A 20206-nucleotide genomic window follows, 5' to 3' on the forward strand; every position below is an offset into this window, starting at 1 on the left:
AGGGGAATTATGATCGAGCAAAAACAACCACTCTATATTCAAGTCCATCACGCGGATAATGTTGCAATTGTGGCAAATGCTGGCGGTGTTGGGGAAGGTAGTAATTTTTCATCAGGAATTATCGCAATAGAGCGAATTCCACAAGGACATAAAATTGCTTTAAGGTCTATAAAGAAAGATGAAGCCATCTATCGATACGGTGAAGTGATCGGTTATGCAAAAGAACCTATAGAAAAAGGTGCTTGGGTTCATGAAGCCCGCATGTTGTTACCGACACCACCAACATTGGATAATCTGCCATCAGCAAACGGAATATTAAATTCGCAAGTTGAACCAGCTGACCGAACGTTTTTAGGCTATCGTAATACGAACGGTACAGTCGGGACAAAGAATATATTAGGAATAACTACAAGTGTTCAATGTGTTGCGGGGGTTTTAGGCTACGCGGTGGAACGCATTAAGAAAGAATTGCTTCCTTTGTATGAAAATGTTGATGACGTCATTTCGCTGACACATACCTATGGCTGTGGTGTTGCGATTAATGCAGAAGGATCAGAAATTCCGATTCGTACAATTACCAACCTTTCTCAACATCCCAACTTTGGTGGTGAGGTATTGGTCATTGGACTTGGATGTGAGAAATTGCAACCACTCGTTATAACAACTCAAGAAAACGATATTATTTCCTTGCAGGATCAACAAGGCTTTGAAGCAAACGTACGTGAGATCATGAAAAAAGCGGATGAAAAGCTGCGTCTATTAAATAATAGAAGACGGGAAGCGGTACCTATTCAAGAGCTGGTTATCGGCGTCCAATGTGGAGGAAGCGATGCATTCTCAGGAGTTTCAGCTAATCCGGCAGTTGGGTATGCTGCTGATTTACTTGTAAAGTCAGGGGCAACTGTTCTATTTTCGGAAGTAACTGAAGTGAGAGATGCCATCCATTTATTAACACCTCGTACCGTGAATGAAGAAGTTCGAGAAGCTTTGATCAGAGAAATGGCTTGGTACGATGATTATTTAGCAAAAGGAAATGCCGACCGAAGCGCCAACCCATCACCAGGTAATAAAAAAGGTGGCTTATCAAATGTTGTTGAAAAAGCTCTTGGTTCAATTGTAAAGTCCGGAACAAGTCCAATTGTTGACGTACTGGCTCCTGGAGAACGTGTACGGAAAAAAGGTCTTAACTTTGCAGCGACACCAGCAAGCGATTTTGTTTGTGGTACACTCCAAACTGCATCAGGGATACATTTGCAAGTCTTTACAACAGGACGTGGGACACCATATAACCTACAAGCCGTTCCTGTCATAAAAGTATCTACAACAACAAATTTAAAAGAAAAATGGCATGACTTAATCGATCTTGACGCAGGGACGATTGTTACAGGTGAGGCAACCATTGAAGAGGTAGGTACAGCCTTATTTGAGTATATTTTAAAGGTTGCAAGTGGAGAAGCTGTTACTTGGGCAGACCGTTGGGGAATTGCAAATGACCTCGCGTTATTTAATCCGGCACCGGTCACGTAATAATTGTCTTACAATATTACAAATGTGATTTAAAAATTCTACTATAATGAAAGAAGGTTCATAATATGCAAACAAGAGAAATTCCAAGAGGCATTTTAGGTTTTCCGGTTACACCAATGAATGATGATTTATCAATTGATTATGTAGCTTTTCAACGTAATGTTGAATTTTTAATTGAAAATGGATTAGAGTCACTTTTTATAGCGTGTGGAGCAGGGGAATTACATGCGATTAATAATGAAGAATATGAGCAATTAATAATTAAAGCAAAAGAGGTTGTAAAAGGGAGAGTTCCAATCTACACAGGAGTGGGTGGGAACATCACAAGTGCATTACAGCAAACAAAATTATCTGCACAGCATCAGCTGGATGGATATTTAATCCTGCCACCTTACTTAATAGATCCCTCTCAAGATGGAATCTATGAATATGTAAAAACAATTGCAGAAAGCACTGAACTAAATGCAATTGTCTATCAACGTGATAACTGTGTACTGACATTAGAGACGCTAAAAAAATTAGCTAAAATACCACAGCTTAAAGGATTTAAAGACGGTGTAGGGAATATAGAAGTAAATGTTGAGTTTACTCAATATTTGGGTGACAGATTTGTCTGGATCAACGGAATGCCCCTTGCAGAGGTAACAATGCCTACTTATGTGAATATAGGCTATGACACATATTCATCGGCCATTTCAAACTATATCCCGTATGTCTCAAAACAATACTTTGAAGCGTTAAAAAATGGAGATAAGCAAAAGGTTAGCGAAATCTATGAGGATATTATTTTTCCAATCCATACGATTCGTAAGCAAAAGAAAGGCTATGCAGTTTCACTAATTAAAGCTGGAATGCAAATTGTTGGTTTACCGGTAAATAACAATGTAAGACCGCCTATTGCCCCAGTAGAGCCTGAGCATTATGAAGCACTCAAAGCGATTATTGCAAAAGCAGAGGAAAAATACGGGAAGTTAAAAGGAGATGAATCTTATGTCGGTAACTAATCAAGAGCAGGCTGTGAAAGTCTACGGGAACTACATTAATGGAGAATGGAGAAATTCAGCTACTGGTCAAGTAACTGAGAGTACCAATCCAGCAAACCCTTCTGAGGTAGTAGGTGTTGTACAAAAGTCTTCCATTGAAGAAGTAAATGAAGCTTTTACAGCTGCAAATGAAGCGCATAAATCATGGAGTCGACTTGCTGGTCCAACACGTGGTGATTACTTGCTAAAAGTATCCAATATCTTGGAAGAGCGATTAGACGAAATCGCATTAACGATGACGAAAGAAATGGGGAAAACTTTTCCTGAAGCAAAAGGGGAAGCAGCACGTGGAGTAGCCATTTTACGCTATTATGCAGGTGAAGGTATGCGTTCAACAGGAGATGTTATTCCATCAAGCGACCCAGATGCGATGATGTTTACAAAACGTACTTCACTAGGAGTTGTTGGTGTCATTACACCGTGGAATTTCCCAATAGCTATTCCAATTTGGAAAATGGCCCCTGCACTTGTTTACGGAAACACAGTAGTTTTAAAACCGGCGAATGAGACATCTGTCACTGCGGCAAAAATTATAGAGTGCTTCGAACAAGCAAATCTTCCGAAGGGTGTTATTAACTTAGTAACTGGTTCAGGTGCAGTAATTGGAGATGCAATGCTAGCGAATCCATATATTAATGCAGTGACTTTTACTGGTTCAAACACAGTAGGAAAACAGATTGGGCAACAAGCATTTGATAGAGGAATTAAGTACCAGCTTGAGATGGGTGGAAAAAATCCGGTTATTGTAACAGAAGACGCTGATTTAGATCTTGCTGTCGAAGCGACAATTAGTGGAGGATTAAAGTCTACTGGACAAAAATGTACGGCAACGAGTCGGGTCATCGTTCATGAAGCTGTCTATGAAGAATTTAAAAAGAAACTAGTAAAAGAAACAGCGAAAATTACAGTAGGTAACGGGGAAGATTCTTCAACTTGGATGGGACCTTGTGCAAGTTCCTCTCAGTTAGAAACGGTATTATCTTATATCGAAATTGGTCAACAAGAAGGTGCCTTGTTGCTGCAAGGTGGAGAACGTGTTGAAAGTGAAGGCTATTTTGTTACGCCGGCCATTTTCGAAAATGTTGCGCCAGATATGCGTATAGCACGAGAAGAAATCTTCGGACCGGTACTATGCTTGATGAAAGTTTCAAGTATGGAAGAGGCTGTTGAATTAGCGAATGATTCAGAGTTTGGTTTAAGTGCATCCATCTTTACAACTAACATCCAAAAAATGTTGAAATTCATTAATGAAATGGATGCAGGATTGGTTCGCGTCAATGCTGAAAGTGCCGGAGTTGAGTTGCAGGCACCATTTGGTGGAATGAAACAATCTAGTTCTCATTCACGTGAACAAGGTCGAGCTGCCATTGAATTCTTCACATCAATTAAAACAATTTTTGTGAAGTAATGTTAGATGAAAGATTCAAAAATTCGGTATCGAATTCTCATGATTGTATTTTTTATAACAGCATTAAGCTTTGCCGATCGTGCGGTTGTCTCTATTGCCTCGGATGCAATTAGTGAAGACTTTCAGATCGATGGGATAGTACTGGGATATATATTCTCAGCATTTAGTTTGACATATGTCATCGCACAAATCCCGGGTGGGGTGCTTGTTGATAAGTTTGGTCCGAAAAGAATTCATATGATATTAATAACTGTCTGGACAGTACTTTTACTTAGCCATGGTATAACACCATGGCTTCCTATATCTATAATGGCGACTTTCTTTATTATTTTACGCGCTTTAACAGGGCTTGTCAGTGCACCGATGTTTTCTGTCAATTCCCGTGTTGTTGCTGAATGGTTTCCCGTAAAGGAACGTGCATTCGCAACTTCCATCTACACATCATCCCAGTATTTATCGATTGTATTGTTTGCACCACTATTTGGGTTCATATCAATGAGATATGATTGGTCTATTATATTTTGGATGATGGCACTCGCTATGGGATTGATATTAATCATTTGGATAGGGTATTTTAAATTGCCGGCAGAGCATCCAAAGACCTCCGAGACAGAGAGATTATTAATACTAGAGAAAAAAGTTCTTCAGCCAGAAGAGAAAAAATTAAATGTTTTTGATAAGAAACCAGTTCGTCAGCTACTAACAAATAAGATGACAATCGGTATCTACATTGGACAGTACTGTTCGGCTGTCATCAATTACTTTTTTATGACTTGGTTTCCGCTATATCTGATAAACACATTTGATGTTTCAATCGTCCAAACTAGTATATATATGATTTTTCCAGCTCTAGGTGCTTTTGTTGGCTCCCTAATGGCAGGTTTTCTATCAGATCGATTGCTGAGAAGGGGTTATTCACATACATTTTCGCGGAAATTACCCATTACGGTTGGGTTAATAGCTAGCTCTCTCATAGTCAGTTTATTATGGATTCAATCCGTTGTTGGAGCAGTTATTTGTATGACAATTGTATTGTGGGGAAGAGGGTTTAGTGGATTAGGCTGGACCTTAGTGACAGAAACGGTTTCAAAACAGTTTATTGGCATACACAGTGGTATTTTTAATACATTTTCTAACTTATCCGGAATAACTACCCCTATTGTTATTGGTTTTTTATACGAGTTGCAACAGAATTTTAATGGGGCAATTTTGTTTATAGGAATCCATAGCTTACTTGCAATTGCAAGTTATCATCTTCTTGTCGGGAAGATTCAAGAGTTTGAAATTAAATTTAGAGTTTTGGAGGATTCATAATGGAAACGGCAAATCTTACTTCTACTATACCTGTTATTAAAGATGTGAAAGTGTTCCCAGTAGCAGGATATGACAGTATGTTGTTAAATTTAAGTGGAGCCCATAGCCCATTTTTCACGCGTAATATATTAGTATTAGAAGATAGTACGGGAAATATTGGAGTTGGAGAAGTTCCAGGCGGTGAAGAAATTACTAAAACACTTGAAGAAGCAGCAACACTAATAGTAGGTAAAAAAATAGGTCAATATAAATCTATACTTTCATCGATTCGCCAACAATTTTCCTACAAGGATAAAGGTGGTCGAGGATTACAAACTTTTGATTTACGTACTACAATTCATGTGGTCACAGCAGTAGAATCTGCGTTACTTGATCTACTAGGGAAGCACCTAGAAGTACCGGTATGTGATTTATTGGGTGATGGCCGTCAACGTGAGAGTGTTAAAATGTTGGGCTATCTGTTTTATATCGGCGACCGCAACAAAACGAATTTACCATATCTTACAGGTGAAGGTGCCGAGGATGATTGGACATACTTGCGTCATCAGGAAGCGTTGACGCCTGAAGCAATTGTAAAGTTAGCTGAAGCAGCCTTTGAGCGATACGGGTTTGAGGATTTTAAATTAAAAGGCGGCGTCTTATCACCTGAAGAGGAAATGGATGCAATTGAAGCACTAGTCAATCGATTTCCGAAAGCTAGAATTACGCTTGATCCCAATGGAGGGTGGACATTAGAAGAAGCAGTAAGTGTCATGAAAGAACGCGGGCACTTACTAGCATATGCTGAAGATCCATGTGGTGCTGAAAATGGCTATTCTTCTAGAGAGATCATGGCAGAATTTAAGCGTCGTACAGGTTTAAAAACAGCCACGAATATGGTGGCAACAGATTGGCGTCAACTTGGCCATGCACATAGCTTGCAGTCAGTCGATATTCCTTTGGCAGATCCACACTTTTGGACAATGGAAGGCTCGGTTAAGGTAGCGCAACTATGTCATGAATGGGGATACACTTGGGGTTCTCATTCGAATAACCATTTTGATATTTCACTTGCAATGTTTACCCATGTTGCTGCTGCAGCTCCAGGTGACATTACAGCCATTGATACACACTGGATTTGGCAAGATGGTCAACGTTTAACAAAGGAACCATTTAATATTAAGAATGGGGAAGTAGTTGTACCAACGAAACCAGGATTAGGTGTAGAGCTCGATTGGCATGAATTAACAAAAGCTCATCAATTATATAATGATCATGGACTTGGTACTCGGGATGACTCCGTCGCTATGCAGTATTTAATACCGAATTGGAAATTTAATCCGAAAAAGCCTTGTCTAATTCGCTAATAAATTCAGTTCTATTTCATATATAGTATAATAAATCATGTAGATGACAGGATAGGTGAGTGAATTAGATTGAATAAATTTTCGTCTGGAAATATTAAACGAACAACACTTTCTCAGCAGGTGCTTGATAATATCGTAAATTTATTAATGAGTGGTCAATTAAAACCAGGGGATCGATTGCCATCAGAATTCGAGCTTATGGAGCAATTCGCAGTGAGTCGGCCTGTATTAAGAGAGTCACTAAGCGCACTGGAAACGTTAGAAATTGTTACCCGAAAACCAAGAGATGGTACCATTATCAATGATAAAATTAGCAGCTCTCCTTTCAAAGCGATGTTGGCTCTATCTATTAACGATGTACCTGCTATTATTGAAGCGCGAATGGTCCTGGAATTGGGTCTTGTCACGATGGCTTGTGAAAAAATAACGGATGAAGAGTTAGAAAGACTAAAACGTACGATTGATTTGATTGAAGAAAATCGAGATAAAGATTACGGTTATTTGGACCAGGAATTCCATCGCATTATAGCAGAAGCAGCAGAAAACCCTGTTGTGGAAGGAATGATTGTTGCGTTGTTAATCGCACATAAGAAAACGGATAGCCTAATTACTTATCGTGACCCAGATCTCACAATTGAGCATCACTTGGCAATATACTTGGCATTGAAACAAAGAGATCACATTGCAGCCTATAATGCAATGTATAAACATTTATCCTTTGTTCGTTCCAAAATTTTAGGTAAGCTATAAAAATGCATATAATTGGAAAAAAGCGACACCGAATAAAGGTGATCGCTTTTTTGTGTCGAATTTTATTATTTGATAACGGTTAAGTGAGGTGAGATGTTCGGGTGATTCATTTAGTAATTGGAACTACAGCAACAAATAGTTTGAAGCTAAGTTTTAGAAAGAAAAATCATCAAATTATAGGGTTTCCTATTGATTTTTCGGTAGGCCCCTTGACAGATTTACATAATACTGGCGGCATAAACGATCACTTTTCCTGGCTGAGTCATTCCTTTAAGACAAGTAGAAGAAACATTGAAGAGGATAAAAGAAACTATCAGCAAGCATTACAAAAGCTTTTTGAAATAGAGGATGGAGAGCAAGTGACCATCTGGACTTGTGAAAATGCAACAGAGCAAGTGGCTCTTCGGTTGTTCAGTTATGTATTGAAAGAGAAACAAGTGGAGTTATTTTTAGTAAACACATTTAAAGCCATGCACGAATACTACAAAGATAAGAATTGTCGGGTTGATATTCGTCATACAGGGGAATGTAACACTGACATACTTAAACATTTTTATGAGAATTCAAGATACCCGATTTCTGATGAAATAAAAGGTAAATACGAACAAGAGGGGGAAGAATTACTAAATAGTAGGAGTTACTTTCGTACTTGGCGCCAAGGGAAAATCGTAGAGGAACCTGAAAGTGGAGAAGATTCGTTTATTTTGGGATGTGCTAGAAGACTTCACAAAGAACGTGGCAACCTGGGATTTATCGAAGCGATTAGACTAGTTGGGTTAGTACTGGGGGAATCGGCGCATACATTATCGGATGCTTGGATTGAATACCGGGTACGCTCACTTATTCATTCGGGCAAATTGGTTTATGAAGGTAACCTGAAATCGATGAGTACATACAAAATTAAAGTAGCAGAAAGCTTGAAACGAGGATAGCTATTGAAAACATCAAAGAAGAAGCTCTCACTGATCTGTATTTTTGCATTTACGTTCATGATTCTAATAGGTATGGCTATTTATGATATTCTGATGGGTGAATTAGATGAACTAACAGATGGCGAGTTATTGTCAGAATATCCATCACCCAAAAACGATTATACTGCTAAAGCTTATCTAGACAGAGGTGGATCACTGTCAAGAGCAGACAATTAGACTGGAAATAGATTTTGGGAAGGAAAAGAGAAAAATCTATTGGAAGTATGATGAGAGCAAAGCGAATGTAGAATGGCTAGATAATGTGACAATTAAAATAAATGACCAAACTCTAAATATATTTAACGATAAGTATGATTGGCGACAGGATCCTGACTGGGAAGTGAATAGAAGGAGTTAGTTAATTCTTTCTTAAAGATTTATTAGGAAGACACGAAAGTTAATTCCATATCCACCAATATAAAGAATGGACATTACATACTAAATTAATAATATGTAATGTCCTTTTGATTCAACTATTTTTTGGTTTCGATTAAATAACAACTACTAACTAATATTTAAATTTGGAAATTAGCAACTGTAACTCTTCAGCCATTTCTGTCAAAGCATGAGCTGAAGCAGAAATTTCTTCCATTGCTGCCAGTTGCTGTTGTGCGGATGCTGCTACCTGTTCTGATGCTGCGGCATTGCCTTGTGCCAATAAAGCATTTTCATTAACTCGTTCAGTAGTATCCTGTATAGAAGCAGACACCTGTTGAACAGTTGCCGAGACCTCTTCCATTTGAGGAGTTACTTTATTCATCGTATCAATAATTCCATAGAATCTTGTTACAGCCTCATTGGAGATTGCCACGCCATTGTTCACTTCTTGTGTAACATGTGACATGATTTTAACCGTATTTTCCGTATCATTCTGTATGGCTGAAATAATATCTTGGATATCTTTTGCAGATTCCCTCGATTGTTCCGCTAACTTTTTCACTTCATTAGCTACAACTGCAAAGCCTTTTCCATGCTCACCAGCTCTTGCTGCTTCGATTGAAGCATTTAGTGATAATAGGTTAGTTTGTTCGGCAATGCCAGTAATGATTTTTAGAATTGAATCGACTTGTTTCGAACGCTCGGTCAATGATTGGATATTTTTATTCGATTCTAGGACCGACTCATGGATTGATTCCATTTGGTTGACGATTTTCCCTACTGATTCACCACCTGCTCGTGCTTGTTTTGATGCCTCTTGTGTAAGTTCTGTTACTTCTGACGAGGAGCTGGCGATATGAGTTGCACCATTGGATATTTCATTTAAAGCAAGGACACTGGACTCGACACTTTCTTTTTGCTTTTCTACACTAGCAGAAACATGTTGAATAGATGTTGAAACCTGTTCCGTTACAGCACTCGTTTCTTCGGAACTTGCTGATAATTCTTCCGCTGAAGCGGCAACTTGTTCCGCATTCTGTTCTATATTGCGTAAAAGCGTTTTTAAATTTTCCTGCATAGTTATGAAAGCTTGTCCTAATTGTCCAATTTCATCAGTTGTTCTAATGTTAATGGACTCTGTAAGGTCACCGTTACTAATCGTTATGGCCTTTTCTTTTAAATTGTTTATTGGGGCAACAATCGATCGAATAATGAAATAAACAATCGTAGCACCAATAATTAGAGCTATAACAATAACAAATATCGTTGCATTTAAAATAGGAGAAGCCGCATTGCTAATTTCAGAAGTATATAGGTTTCCGGCAACTTTCCATCCTGTCAGCTCATTGGTTGTAAAGCCCATAACTTTTGATCGACCATCTAATTCATATTCAAAATTACCGGATTGTCCATTATACATATTCTTATAGAATGATTCCTTTGCTTCTGTTCCAGCTTCATTTTCAGGATGGACAATATAATTTCCGTTTTTGTCTAATAGAAGAGCATAGCCTTCCTGACCGATGTTTATTAATTCCGCTAACTCTTTAATATAACTCATCTTTAGATCTATTCCGATTACATTGGCCCCGTCACTGGTAGTTTGTGAGACGGCAACAACTACCTCATTAGTAGTGACAGAAACATAGGGATCAGAAATAATTGCTTGTTCTTTTTGAGCTATGGCTTCTTTAAACCAGGACCTTTCCCTGGCATCAAAATCAGCTCCAACATCTGCATTCGGTATAATAAGAGAACCATCAGCGAGACCTATATAAATAGACTCTACCTCTGGATGTAATTCAATATATTGTTCTAAATAATCTTCAATTTGTTGTGTGTTTTCTTTCTGTATACCGATGGTGTTCATTTGATTCGAAATCTTTCCGATGTCATGAATTTTTGGTGTAATCGCGTTGTCAATTGAAAGGTTCAATATTTTCAGATTATCTTCAATGCCCTGTAGAAGTTCATTGTTGATGGCGTCTTTTGCTGCTATATATGATCGTGCCCCAATTATTATCGAAGGTAAGATTAGTATAAAAGCAAATGCAAAAATCAGTTTTGGCTTAAGATTTCCAAGTTTAGGTAGTTTTCGTTTTCCCATGTATTTATTCCCCTGTCTTTCTCATGTTAGTTTAATGGAGTATTAACTCAATAACATATCTACTATATATTTATCGGATCAATATAGTTTTTACTTAGTAGTTATTTGAAAATTACTAATCCTAACTCTGTATTAATAATACAGAGTTAAGCAAAATTTAGGAGAAGGTGTTTAATTGATGGAAAGAGTATTGAAGGATTAAAAATTTATATTTTTGGACAATCTAAAGTAAAAACTAATTGAGGTAGGATAAGTTGAATAAGATTATCCCTTTTTTATTGGTAGTCATTAGCCTATTCTTAAGTGATGGAACTGTTTTTGCAAATACACAAAACACGACTCCTTATTTTGAGGATCATTCACGAAGAGTAGGGTATAAAACTGTAGATGAGGCGGTTAAAGAATTTGAAAACCATTGTAATTGTGAGGTAAAGCTACCTGCCAAGATCCCTGAAATTCCTTTCACACATGAATTTGGCGCATTTACTAAAGATGAGAAAAATGGTGTGAATGATTTACTGCAAATTCGTTTTGTAAATAGAGAGATGAAAAATAATCTATTTAAAGTTGATATTCGTTCAAATAAATTAGACTATGAAGGTAAGGAATATTTACTTCAAGATGGAACTAAGGGCATGTATTTCGCAAATCATATCTTTTACTTTTTTGTCTTTGAAAAAAATAATTTGCAGTATGTCGTAAGTATTGATAAAAATGTAAGTGATATAGATCCTCCAAAGGTATTATTGGACATTGCAAATTCAATTGAGTAATCAACTAAATTTTGTTCACGAAATGGGCATTTATCCTAGAAGGATGATGCTCTTTTTTGTTGAACTTATTTAGTATGATGTTGTAAAAATTAGGTGAAATTCAATAAATTGGAAGGTGAAGACTAAACAAGCTTTGACTATCGAGGAGTGGTGAAGTTGAATATAATAAGGAAATATGGGCTGTTAATAGGGGGACTGGGGTTTTCAACCTTAGGAAACTGGATTTACCTTATTGCATTGAACTTGTCTGTATGGCATTTGACACATTCCCCTGCAGCCGTTGCAGGAGTTTATATAGTAGGTCCTGTTGCACGTATACTAAGTAATTTAATTGCAGGAGCCATTATCGACCGGAACAGCAAAAAACGAATTATGATTTCCGTAGATATAATTCGTGGAGTTATTGTATTTCTAATGCCTTTCTCTACATCCATTTGGGTGATTTATTGTCTAATATTCTTGGTAAATATAGCGGGCAGTTTTTTTGGACCAAGTAGTACATATACCATTACGAAATTAGTTGCAGATCATGATAAACAAAGGTTCAACGCGTTGCTTAGTACCATCAATTCCGGTTCATTTATGGTAGGGCCAGCTTTAGCAGGAGGAATTATAGCTCTTAGTAATACAAGTGTAGCGATGTGGATCAACAGTTTCACTTTTTTTGTTTGTGCGTTGGCCATTTCCTTATTACCAAACTTTGAAGATGTTAAGAATGAAAAACGTGAAGTAATCAAGTTTCGAATTATTTTAGGTGATTTTAAAATTATTTGGTCGTATATAAGGCAGCAACGAGTGTTGCTTTACTTTTTAGTAATTTACAATTTTACATTAATGATTGCTTTTGCCCTTGATTCACAAGAAATGACGTTTATCAAAGATGTGCTAGGTGCAACCGATAGTAGTTATGGAGTAATTGTCAGTGTTGCTGGAATTGGTGCAATTATAGGTGGCGTGCTGGCAACAGCACTCGTCGATAAACTATCACTGCGAACTTACATCGGGCTTGGATTTTTTCTTTCATTACTCGGTTACACAATATTTTATGCATCCAATACACTTTGGTTAGCTACATTTAGTTTTGTCACACTAGGAATCTTCATGGCATTTAGTAACACTGGATATGCCACAATTTATCAAAAAACGATTCCTACTCCTATAATGGGCCGCTTCGGTAGTGCAATTAATCTTTTGCAGAGTATAGTCCAAGTGCTTTTAACCTTCTTATTAGGCGTATTAGCCGAATGGTTTTCATTACAAGTTGTATCAGTAAGTTTTGCAGCAATCGCTTTAATTTTAGCAACCTATTTGTATATACACATTTCTATCCATAAACATTCTCTTCAGCTGGATTGAAGTTTGAGCTTGTAGAATAAGTCAATTCACCCATAGTTTCCAAGATTTTTGTGTTTCTTTCGGATTCCAGCCCGCCAAATATTTTAAGCGACAAAGGAGAGTGAGTTCCGCCATTAAAGTTAAAACATATATATAGTGTAAAACCTAACAGGAGAGAAATCCTTGGACAAACAAAACAGCAGATTCCGATGGGTAATCTTTGCTTCTGTCATTTTTGCCTATTTAATAATGGCGAGTCAACGAACGGCTCCAGGTCTGATAACCGATCAATTGATGAGTGATTTTAATGTAACTGCCACGACGATTGGTTTACTGGCTAGTATACAATTTTTTGTTTATACGAGTCTGCAAATTCCGATGGGGATACTCGTTGACCGATATGGACCCAATTTTTTTCTAATTACTGGTGCACTCCTTACCGGTATAGGTACGGTCATTTATAGTCAAAGTACACATGAGATAGTGCTATTCCTTGCCAGAATACTTACGGGTGTAGGCGATGCAACCATTTGGGTCAGTTTAGTATTAATTTTAAGCCAATGGTTTAATGCAAAGGAGTTTTCTCGGTTAATCGGTGTTGCTGGAATGACGGGAAGCCTTGGTTTCCTAATAGCTACAGTGCCTTTCTCAGCATTAGTTGACTTGCTTGGTTGGAGGACATCCTTTTTATCGGTCGGTGTAATATTATGTTCGATTGGGATTTTCCTTTATTTTGTACTCGTAAAAAAACCAAATCAAACAGTATTAAAAAAACATGAACGACAAAATGAAAGAACGAAGGATCAATTGCGTAGAATTTTTTCAAGCAAGCAGGCATGGGCGTTATTTATGTGTCACTTTGGAGTGGTCGGTGGATATATAGGATTTATTGGTTCATGGGCAGTACCTTATGGAATGGATTTGTATGGCATCTCGCGACTTGATGCAAGCCAGCTCATTATGATCAGTCTGGTAGGAGCGCTTATTGGCGCACCACTAATTGGCTGGGTTTCAAGTAAGTTGGAAAAAATCAAACTGCCATATGTAGTTTTTCACATAATTATGTTGATGTGTTGGTCAACGTTTCTAATCTTTAAGGGACAGCCACCCTTTGCATTACTCATCCTACTTTTTTTCATCATTGGTTTTGGGTTTGGCTCAAACTCATTAACTTTCTCTGCAGTTCGACTATCTTTTCCAATAAAAGAATCTGGTCTGGTTTCGGGTTTTGCAAACACCGGCGGCTTTCTAAGTGCGGTACTTTTGCCAAGCATATTTGGGAAAGTACTAGATTTATTTCAATTCTCTTCAGGGAGTATAGGAGAAGCCTACTTTTACGGTTTTTTTACCCCAGTTCTATTCTCGCTAGTAGGTTTAATCGGTGTAATTTTACTTAAAGAAAATTGGCAGAATGCAAATCCTGGAGAATAGCCATTAGTCCGAAAAGATGGAATTTTTTGTGATGAAAAGCTTATAACGGAGCGGTTTGATAAATCCATTCGAAATATTAAAATAGGTAAAAATTTAATAAATGGGTGGAACTGTAAATTAGTTGGAAAGTCCTTCTTGCTACTTTAGAAGTTTCAATTTATGCTTATGGTAGATGCTAAGGAGCGAAAGGGGTCATTGGAATGTTTAAGAATTTAGTAGGGAATGCAGTTGGAGATGCACTAGGGTTGAGCGATATCGGTCAGGTCATTAAGCCTGAAGATTATAATAAGACTGAATCAGATGATTTCATTTTGACAGAGGACGGCGAAAAGATTTTCTTCCTAATCAAATCTAAATCGGACGAATATTGCTTCACAAATATGGCTCTATTACATTTAGATGGTGATTCTGCTTTAAGCAAAAAACGTGTGTTAAAACGTTATGACTACTACAAGCACCAAATTGAAAATGTAATGTTAGAGACAGCTGGTACAATTGATCTTGATATAGAAATCAAATTCCAAATTGGGCATAACACGTTCTCAATCGATATTGCCAAGAAATTTGGAGTTGAGATTGCAGACCTTTATAAATCGTTATTGGCCATTTCTAGAATTCAAGAAAAGAACGCTCGTTTAAATGATTTTGCAAAAGAATCAGTGTTAATTGCTCGTGATGTGCATTACGGTACAAGAAATACCGATACACCAACAAACATTGAGTTCAACAAAATTGTAAACCTTGCAAATAATTGGCTAAAACAAACATATGATCAAAACGAGAAAAAGGATTTCTCAGACGTTTTCCAAAAATATATTCAAAACTAATAGTAAGAAAAAATTTTCTGCGTTAATCCAATAGGATTGACGCTTTTATATTAATCTGGTTTGTCATAAGAAAAAATTATTGTAAATTATAAAATTTATAAATTATCATTATGAGGTGAATTTGTTTAATATTGGAAATGTAAATGGTGTTTAATTGTTGAAAGGAGAAATAGCCAATGTCATTTATTTTCAAAGCAATTGATCATATTCAACTTGCGGCTCCCAAAGGTAGTGAGGGAGTGGCACGGAATTTTTATAAGGATATATTAGGATTTATGGAAGTAGAAAAACCCGATGAATTGAAAAAACGAGGAGGAGTTTGGTTTTCGTTTGGCAATTACCAAATTCATGTAGGCATAGAAGAACCCTTTACACCAGCAAAAAAAGCACACCCTGCATTTGAGGTAGAAAATATCGAGGCTTTAGAACAACACTTATCAAAAAATGATATACACATTATTAAAGATGATAACCTACCAGGCGCTAAAAGATTTTATCTCCATGATCCATTTGGGAATCGTATAGAGGTATTAGAATGGTTGGAGGTTGACTGTGGGGAGGAGTGACTGAATAATAGCGAACAAATGCCTTTAATTTATTGTGATCCAAAAGATATATCTTTAGATATTGAGAGGCAGATTAGAGGTTACCAATGAATATTACGGGTTTATCTAATAGGAAGCTTGTCATTCAACCCATGGATGGCCAGTTGTTTAGAAGATTAGGCTATGAAATAGCTAGAAAAGTTAATGGCAAAGTACTTGAATGGTTGCCACCAAGATACCCGTTAAACTATTTTCGGCTAGTCTTATTAATAGACGGCAAAATAGTTTCAATCCTACTGCATGAATATTTTCCTTATGCTGCAATTGTTTCTTATAAAGATGAACTTCAGATGAATTTTTACGATTACGAAGAAGTAGAGTTCGAATTAGCGCCATATTATACAGTACTAAAAGCCGCATTTTTGAATGAACCTTTTAATCCAAAAGCACATGATTTATCTGAGATAGAGTTAAGAAATGTAAAACACTGGCGTCCAAAGAATAATGGTGAGGTTATTTTTAATTGCTGGGATTAGGGATTAGTGCCCAGCAATACTCAGCTTACTAGACAATTTTTTGAAAGCTATGATTTGTACTATTCTTTAATAACCAGTCCTAAAAGTGCTGCAAATTGAATGGCCTGATTAGCTGATACCTGGCATCCTTTTAAATTGGGAATTGAAACATTCAACTCGTTAAAGGTTGAAGTACTTAGATCAATCCCTTTAAGCGAAGTTTCTTCAAAATTCGCTCCATCTATATTGCAACATAGAAGTTCGATATTTTTTAATTTACAATCATAGAAATCAGTGTTTTTTAATAAAGAATTATTGAAAATCACTTTTTCAAGTTTTGAGTTTCCAAACATTGATAAGTTTAGAACCGAATCCTCAAATTGGACATTCCCAAACCGTGATTCAGTAAAATTAACGCCTAAAAGCTTGCAATCTACAAATCTTACTCGATAAATAGTAGATTTGCTTAAATTTGCATTCGAAAAATCACATTTTTCAAAATAGACATCTGTTAAATCCATTTTTTCAAAATCAGTATTGTTGAAACGACAATTTTTAAGGTTCATTTGAGATAATCTAACTCGATGAACTTCTTCATTTTCAAAATTTGCATGCTGTATTTCGCAAAATTCTAATTCGGGATCTTCTTCGTGAAATATCTCCTGGAAATTTCTAATCGTTAAATCAGCTGGAATTTTTGGGGAATCGATTTTCATATACAGTCCTCCACCATGTTTTGTAGTTTGTGAATCCAAATTTCTTTTCTTACTATAACACTTGATCGATTTAAACTAAAAGGATGCAATCAGAGATTTTTGGGAATAAAGCTAGAATTAGATAGAAATTGGTTGATAACATGAAAATTAGGGGGAGAAATGATTGGAATTTTTTATATTTATTGTACCGACAATCTTTTCGATACTATGGTTTTATAATTTAGTGCAACTGATCGAAAAAGTGAAAGAAGGAAAAGGTTATCATAATCAGAAAATTCTTGGTTGCGCATGGAGCGCTGGTTTCACGGTTTCTCTTATTTATTCATTAATGGGGTTTTTATAAAGCTGAAAAAGGTATTCGAGTCTTATAGGCGAATACCTTAAATATAATTTGTATCAAAATTGATTATCTGGATGCAGGTTATTTTGCATCAGTTCCTGTACATTACCGATCTGATCCTTTGTGGCTAGTTCTGTTTTATACCAGCCTTTGTTGTTCATAATCTCAAAAAGCTCATATTGATTTGAACTTGCATTTTCAAAGCAATCTTCATAAATTTCTCGAAGTTCATGATGTGTCGTTTCTAGTAAAGTATAGCTGATACTACGACAGCGGCCTTTTTCTAGCTCTAAACAAAGCTGAAGCATTTCACGGTCTGTTAATCCACGTCCTGCGATATTATTTGGCATTATATCACCCTTTTAATTTTGAATATTCTTTGTTCTATTAAAGTATTGAGAAAGTTTAGCGATTTTAAGTTGGTGTTTTTCTGCCATTTCTTCTAGAGTTTTTCTCAGCTCCTGGTCGTTACATTGTGAAGCACACCAATTCATTGTTTTTGCGGTAATTTCTTCTGCACGGATTTCGTCTTCAATAAATGCCAATTCCTTCAGTGTAAGGACGGTCATCTTATTCACCTCCGAACAATTAAATTTAACGTTAGTATTGTGTACATAAAGCAATTTTATCCATTACAAAGAAGTTACTTGAAATTAATTTTTACAACAGGTAAGGAGGCTTTTTAATGATTTACAATGAACAAAATAAAACAATTACTACAAAGCGATTACTACTTAGGTTATTTCAAAAAACAGACGCGGCTGTAGTTGCTAAACTATGCAATAATTATAATATTTATAAAAATACTTTGTATCTACCTTATCCATATTCCAAGGAGCACGCGTTAACTTGGATTGAACATCATCAAGATAATTTTGAGGAGAATCGTTCGTATGAGTTAGCGCTTACAGATAAGAAAAGTGGCGAATTATATGGAGCAATAGCACTTTCGAACAATCCAAAATTCCAACAAGGGGAACTCGCCTATTGGGTTGGGGAAGAGTATTGGGGAAATGGAATTGCTACAGAAGCTGCTCAAGCAATGCTCCAATTTGCTTTTGATGAAAAGCAATATCATAAGGTTTTTGCGCGTTACTTCGGTTCAAATCCAGCCTCAGGAAAAGTAATGCAAAAAATAGGCATGAAAAAAGAAGGCATCCTAATCGATCATGTGAAAAAAGATGATCATTTTGAAGATTTAGCCTATTACGGGATTGTAAATTCGTTAAGTAAATAATTGAGGAAGTTTGGTAGCGTTAATCCTTGACAAGGATTAGACGCTTTTTTTTGTTTGTTATTGAAGGATGCTCAAAGACACATTCTAAAGAGACAAGAAAAATTTGCCCAATACAAACATTATCTGAACAAAATTTCAAAAAAAGACATATCTCCAATGCCGATATTCGTTCAAGTAAAAATCAACTTAGTGCAAGCTGACTCAAAACCCTTCAAATGCATAAACTTTTTACCGCCGCTCATAATAATGAGGATTTAAAGGGAGGTGGTTTTTGATGGAAATTCCAGCACGTGCAGGAGGGAAAAGTGAGAAAAACGGTGGGGGCAAGTTAAAATGGTGGCAACTCTCCCTAATTGGCGTTGGCTGTACCATCGGAACAGGTTATTTTCTTGGTTCTGGTATCGGTATTTCAAAAACAGGTCCTTCAATAATCCTCTCATTTATCCTTGCGGGACTTACAGCAATGATTGTTTCTGAGCAACTCGGAAAAATGTTTATACAGGATCCACAAAAAGGGTCATTTCGTTCTTATACTAAAAAAGCTTTTGGCAGATGGGCTGGATTTAGTAGTGGTTGGGTTTATTGGTTTTCAGAAATGCTGATTTCCGGAAGTCAATTAACAGCACTTTCTATTTTAACCCGTTTCTGGTTCCCTAATATACCCATTTGGATTTTGGCTTCAATTTATGCTGTTCTAGGAATTATCGTTGTTTTAATAGGTACAAAAGGTTTTGAAAAAACAGAAAACATTTTCGCAGTCATGAAAGTGGCCGCTATTTTTATGTTTATTATTATTGCGATTCTAGTTCTATTTGGATTTTTCGGTGGAAATCGGGATGATTTTAATGTACCTAATACTGCAAATGAATTTTTCGTGAATGGTGTGATCGGTTTATGGTCATCCCTTATATTTGGCTTCTATGCTTTTGGTGGAATCGAAATTATGGGAATTTTATCAGTAAGACTGCAACAAAAAAAAGAAGTCATAAAGGCAACTACAGTGATGCTGATCATATTAACGTCAATCTATCTAATATCGATTATTTTAGCTTCAGGATTTGTTGCATATGATCAATTCAATGCAGAAGAAAGTCCATTTGTGATTTCCCTTGCAAACTATAATTTAGCCTTTTTTCCCTATGTATTTAATGCAGGAGTAGTAATAGCCGGCTTTTCTACAATGGCTGCATCCCTCTTTGCAGTGACGAGCATGTTGGTAACGATGGCAGAGGAAGGGGATGCCCCAAAAGTATTTGCCAAGAAAAGTAAACTTAAAGTTCCACCATCTGCTTTAGCACTAACCATTTCGGTCTTAGTGATTTCGATTATCGTTTCTAGAATCGTGCCGGATCGTGTATACGAATATATTACAACAGCAGCAGGGTTGATGCTTATCTATAATTGGTTTTTCATTCTGATTTCATTCCCTAGACTCATAAAAGCAACTAAATTTGATCATATAAAGCGATTTTTAGCTATGCTGCTCATTCTACTTGCTATAAGCGGTACTATTCTAGATAAAGCAAATCGTATGGGTTTTTTTGTAAGTGTCTTATTCATTGCAATCATTATTATCGTCATCCTATTTATGCGTAAAGGGAAGAAAAAGGAGAAAAACGAACTTCCATGTGGATATTAGGTTT

The 20206-nt window shown here is 36.6% G+C and carries 22 protein-coding genes; 18 read left to right on the top strand and 4 right to left on the bottom strand.

Annotated elements, in window-relative coordinates:
- Positions 1–9 precede the first annotated feature (9 nt).
- The 9 genes from garD (at position 10) to C1N55_RS21010 (ending at position 8717) form a co-directional block, all read left to right on the top strand.
- Entirely contained in the window at positions 10–1527 is a 1518-nt protein-coding gene (gene garD / locus C1N55_RS09100) for a galactarate dehydratase (protein ID WP_137728529.1), read from the top strand.
- 65 nt (positions 1528–1592) lie between these two features.
- Entirely contained in the window at positions 1593–2531 is a 939-nt protein-coding gene (gene kdgD / locus C1N55_RS09105; RefSeq protein WP_137728530.1) for a 5-dehydro-4-deoxyglucarate dehydratase, read from the top strand.
- On the top strand, positions 2518–3978 hold the full coding sequence (gucD, locus tag C1N55_RS09110) for an alpha-ketoglutaric semialdehyde dehydrogenase GucD (RefSeq protein ID WP_137728531.1): 1461 nt from the start codon (positions 2518–2520) through the stop codon (positions 3976–3978). The genes kdgD and gucD overlap by 14 nt, the downstream gene beginning before the upstream one ends.
- Positions 3979–3984: 6 nt before the next feature.
- Positions 3985–5292, top strand: a complete 1308-nt coding sequence (locus C1N55_RS09115) for an MFS transporter (protein ID WP_137728532.1) — start codon at positions 3985–3987, stop codon at positions 5290–5292.
- On the top strand, positions 5292–6638 hold the full coding sequence (locus tag C1N55_RS09120; protein ID WP_137728533.1) for an enolase C-terminal domain-like protein: 1347 nt from the start codon (positions 5292–5294) through the stop codon (positions 6636–6638). The genes C1N55_RS09115 and C1N55_RS09120 overlap by 1 nt, the downstream gene beginning before the upstream one ends.
- A gap of 69 nt (positions 6639–6707) precedes the next feature.
- Positions 6708–7388: a FadR/GntR family transcriptional regulator gene (locus tag C1N55_RS09125; RefSeq protein ID WP_240758420.1), complete on the top strand. Its 681-nt coding sequence runs from the start codon at positions 6708–6710 to the stop codon at positions 7386–7388.
- A 101-nt stretch (positions 7389–7489) separates the two neighbouring features.
- Positions 7490–8320: a DUF1835 domain-containing protein gene (locus tag C1N55_RS09130; RefSeq protein WP_137728534.1), complete on the top strand. Its 831-nt coding sequence runs from the start codon at positions 7490–7492 to the stop codon at positions 8318–8320.
- 3 nt (positions 8321–8323) lie between these two features.
- Positions 8324–8536 (top strand): DUF5412 family protein, encoded by a 213-nt coding sequence (locus C1N55_RS09135; protein WP_137728535.1) that lies wholly within the window; start codon positions 8324–8326, stop codon positions 8534–8536.
- On the top strand, positions 8508–8717 hold the full coding sequence (locus C1N55_RS21010) for a DUF5412 family protein (RefSeq protein ID WP_168193833.1): 210 nt from the start codon (positions 8508–8510) through the stop codon (positions 8715–8717). Before C1N55_RS09135 ends, C1N55_RS21010 begins: the two co-directional genes overlap by 29 nt.
- Before the next feature lie 150 nt (positions 8718–8867).
- On the opposite strand, the gene C1N55_RS09140 is transcribed toward C1N55_RS21010, so the two are convergent.
- A complete protein-coding gene (locus C1N55_RS09140) occupies positions 8868–10844 on the bottom strand; it encodes a methyl-accepting chemotaxis protein (RefSeq protein ID WP_137728536.1) in 1977 nt (658 codons plus the stop codon).
- Positions 10845–11098: 254 nt separating this feature from the next.
- On the opposite strand from C1N55_RS09140, the gene C1N55_RS09145 reads away from it, so the two are divergent.
- From C1N55_RS09145 to C1N55_RS09170, 6 genes are all read left to right on the top strand, one after another.
- Entirely contained in the window at positions 11099–11617 is a 519-nt protein-coding gene (locus tag C1N55_RS09145; RefSeq protein ID WP_137728537.1) for a carbon monoxide dehydrogenase, read from the top strand.
- A 156-nt stretch (positions 11618–11773) separates the two neighbouring features.
- Complete coding sequence (locus C1N55_RS09150) at positions 11774–12973, top strand: MFS transporter (RefSeq protein WP_137728538.1); 1200 nt, start codon at positions 11774–11776, stop codon at positions 12971–12973.
- Positions 12974–13135: 162 nt separating this feature from the next.
- A complete protein-coding gene (locus C1N55_RS09155; RefSeq protein ID WP_137728539.1) occupies positions 13136–14383 on the top strand; it encodes an MFS transporter in 1248 nt (415 codons plus the stop codon).
- 200 nt (positions 14384–14583) lie between these two features.
- Positions 14584–15210, top strand: a complete 627-nt coding sequence (locus C1N55_RS09160; RefSeq protein WP_137728540.1) for a PH domain-containing protein — start codon at positions 14584–14586, stop codon at positions 15208–15210.
- Positions 15211–15386: 176 nt separating this feature from the next.
- Positions 15387–15776, top strand: a complete 390-nt coding sequence (locus tag C1N55_RS09165; RefSeq protein WP_137728541.1) for a VOC family protein — start codon at positions 15387–15389, stop codon at positions 15774–15776.
- Positions 15777–15862: 86 nt separating this feature from the next.
- Positions 15863–16291 carry a hypothetical protein gene (locus C1N55_RS09170; protein ID WP_137728542.1) on the top strand — a complete coding sequence of 143 codons (429 nt, stop codon included), beginning with the start codon at positions 15863–15865 and terminating at the stop codon, positions 16289–16291.
- Between the two features lie 59 nt (positions 16292–16350).
- Here C1N55_RS09170 and C1N55_RS09175 read toward each other — a convergent pair whose 3' ends face one another.
- On the bottom strand, positions 16351–16986 hold the full coding sequence (locus C1N55_RS09175) for a pentapeptide repeat-containing protein (protein ID WP_137728543.1): 636 nt from the start codon (positions 16984–16986) through the stop codon (positions 16351–16353).
- Positions 16987–17149: 163 nt separating this feature from the next.
- Between C1N55_RS09175 and C1N55_RS09180 the strand changes: the two genes are divergently transcribed.
- On the top strand, positions 17150–17329 hold the full coding sequence (locus C1N55_RS09180) for a hypothetical protein (RefSeq protein ID WP_137728544.1): 180 nt from the start codon (positions 17150–17152) through the stop codon (positions 17327–17329).
- Positions 17330–17382: 53 nt separating this feature from the next.
- On the opposite strand, the gene C1N55_RS09185 is transcribed toward C1N55_RS09180, so the two are convergent.
- Positions 17383–17676 carry a spore coat protein gene (locus C1N55_RS09185; protein ID WP_137728545.1) on the bottom strand — a complete coding sequence of 98 codons (294 nt, stop codon included), beginning with the start codon at positions 17674–17676 and terminating at the stop codon, positions 17383–17385.
- Between the two features lie 12 nt (positions 17677–17688).
- Entirely contained in the window at positions 17689–17895 is a 207-nt protein-coding gene (locus tag C1N55_RS09190) for a hypothetical protein (RefSeq protein ID WP_137728546.1), read from the bottom strand.
- Between the two features lie 116 nt (positions 17896–18011).
- Here C1N55_RS09190 and C1N55_RS09195 point away from each other — a divergent pair, with 116 nt between their 5' ends.
- The gene (locus C1N55_RS09195) at positions 18012–18563 is read left to right on the top strand and encodes a GNAT family N-acetyltransferase (protein ID WP_137728547.1); all 552 of its coding nucleotides are present in this window, start codon (positions 18012–18014) and stop codon (positions 18561–18563) included.
- A gap of 274 nt (positions 18564–18837) precedes the next feature.
- A complete protein-coding gene (locus C1N55_RS09200) occupies positions 18838–20202 on the top strand; it encodes an amino acid permease (RefSeq protein WP_137728548.1) in 1365 nt (454 codons plus the stop codon).
- Positions 20203–20206 lie beyond the last annotated feature (4 nt).

The sequence above is a fragment of the Lysinibacillus sp. SGAir0095 genome (assembly GCF_005491425.1).
Classification (GTDB): Bacteria; Bacillota; Bacilli; order Bacillales_A; family Planococcaceae; genus Ureibacillus.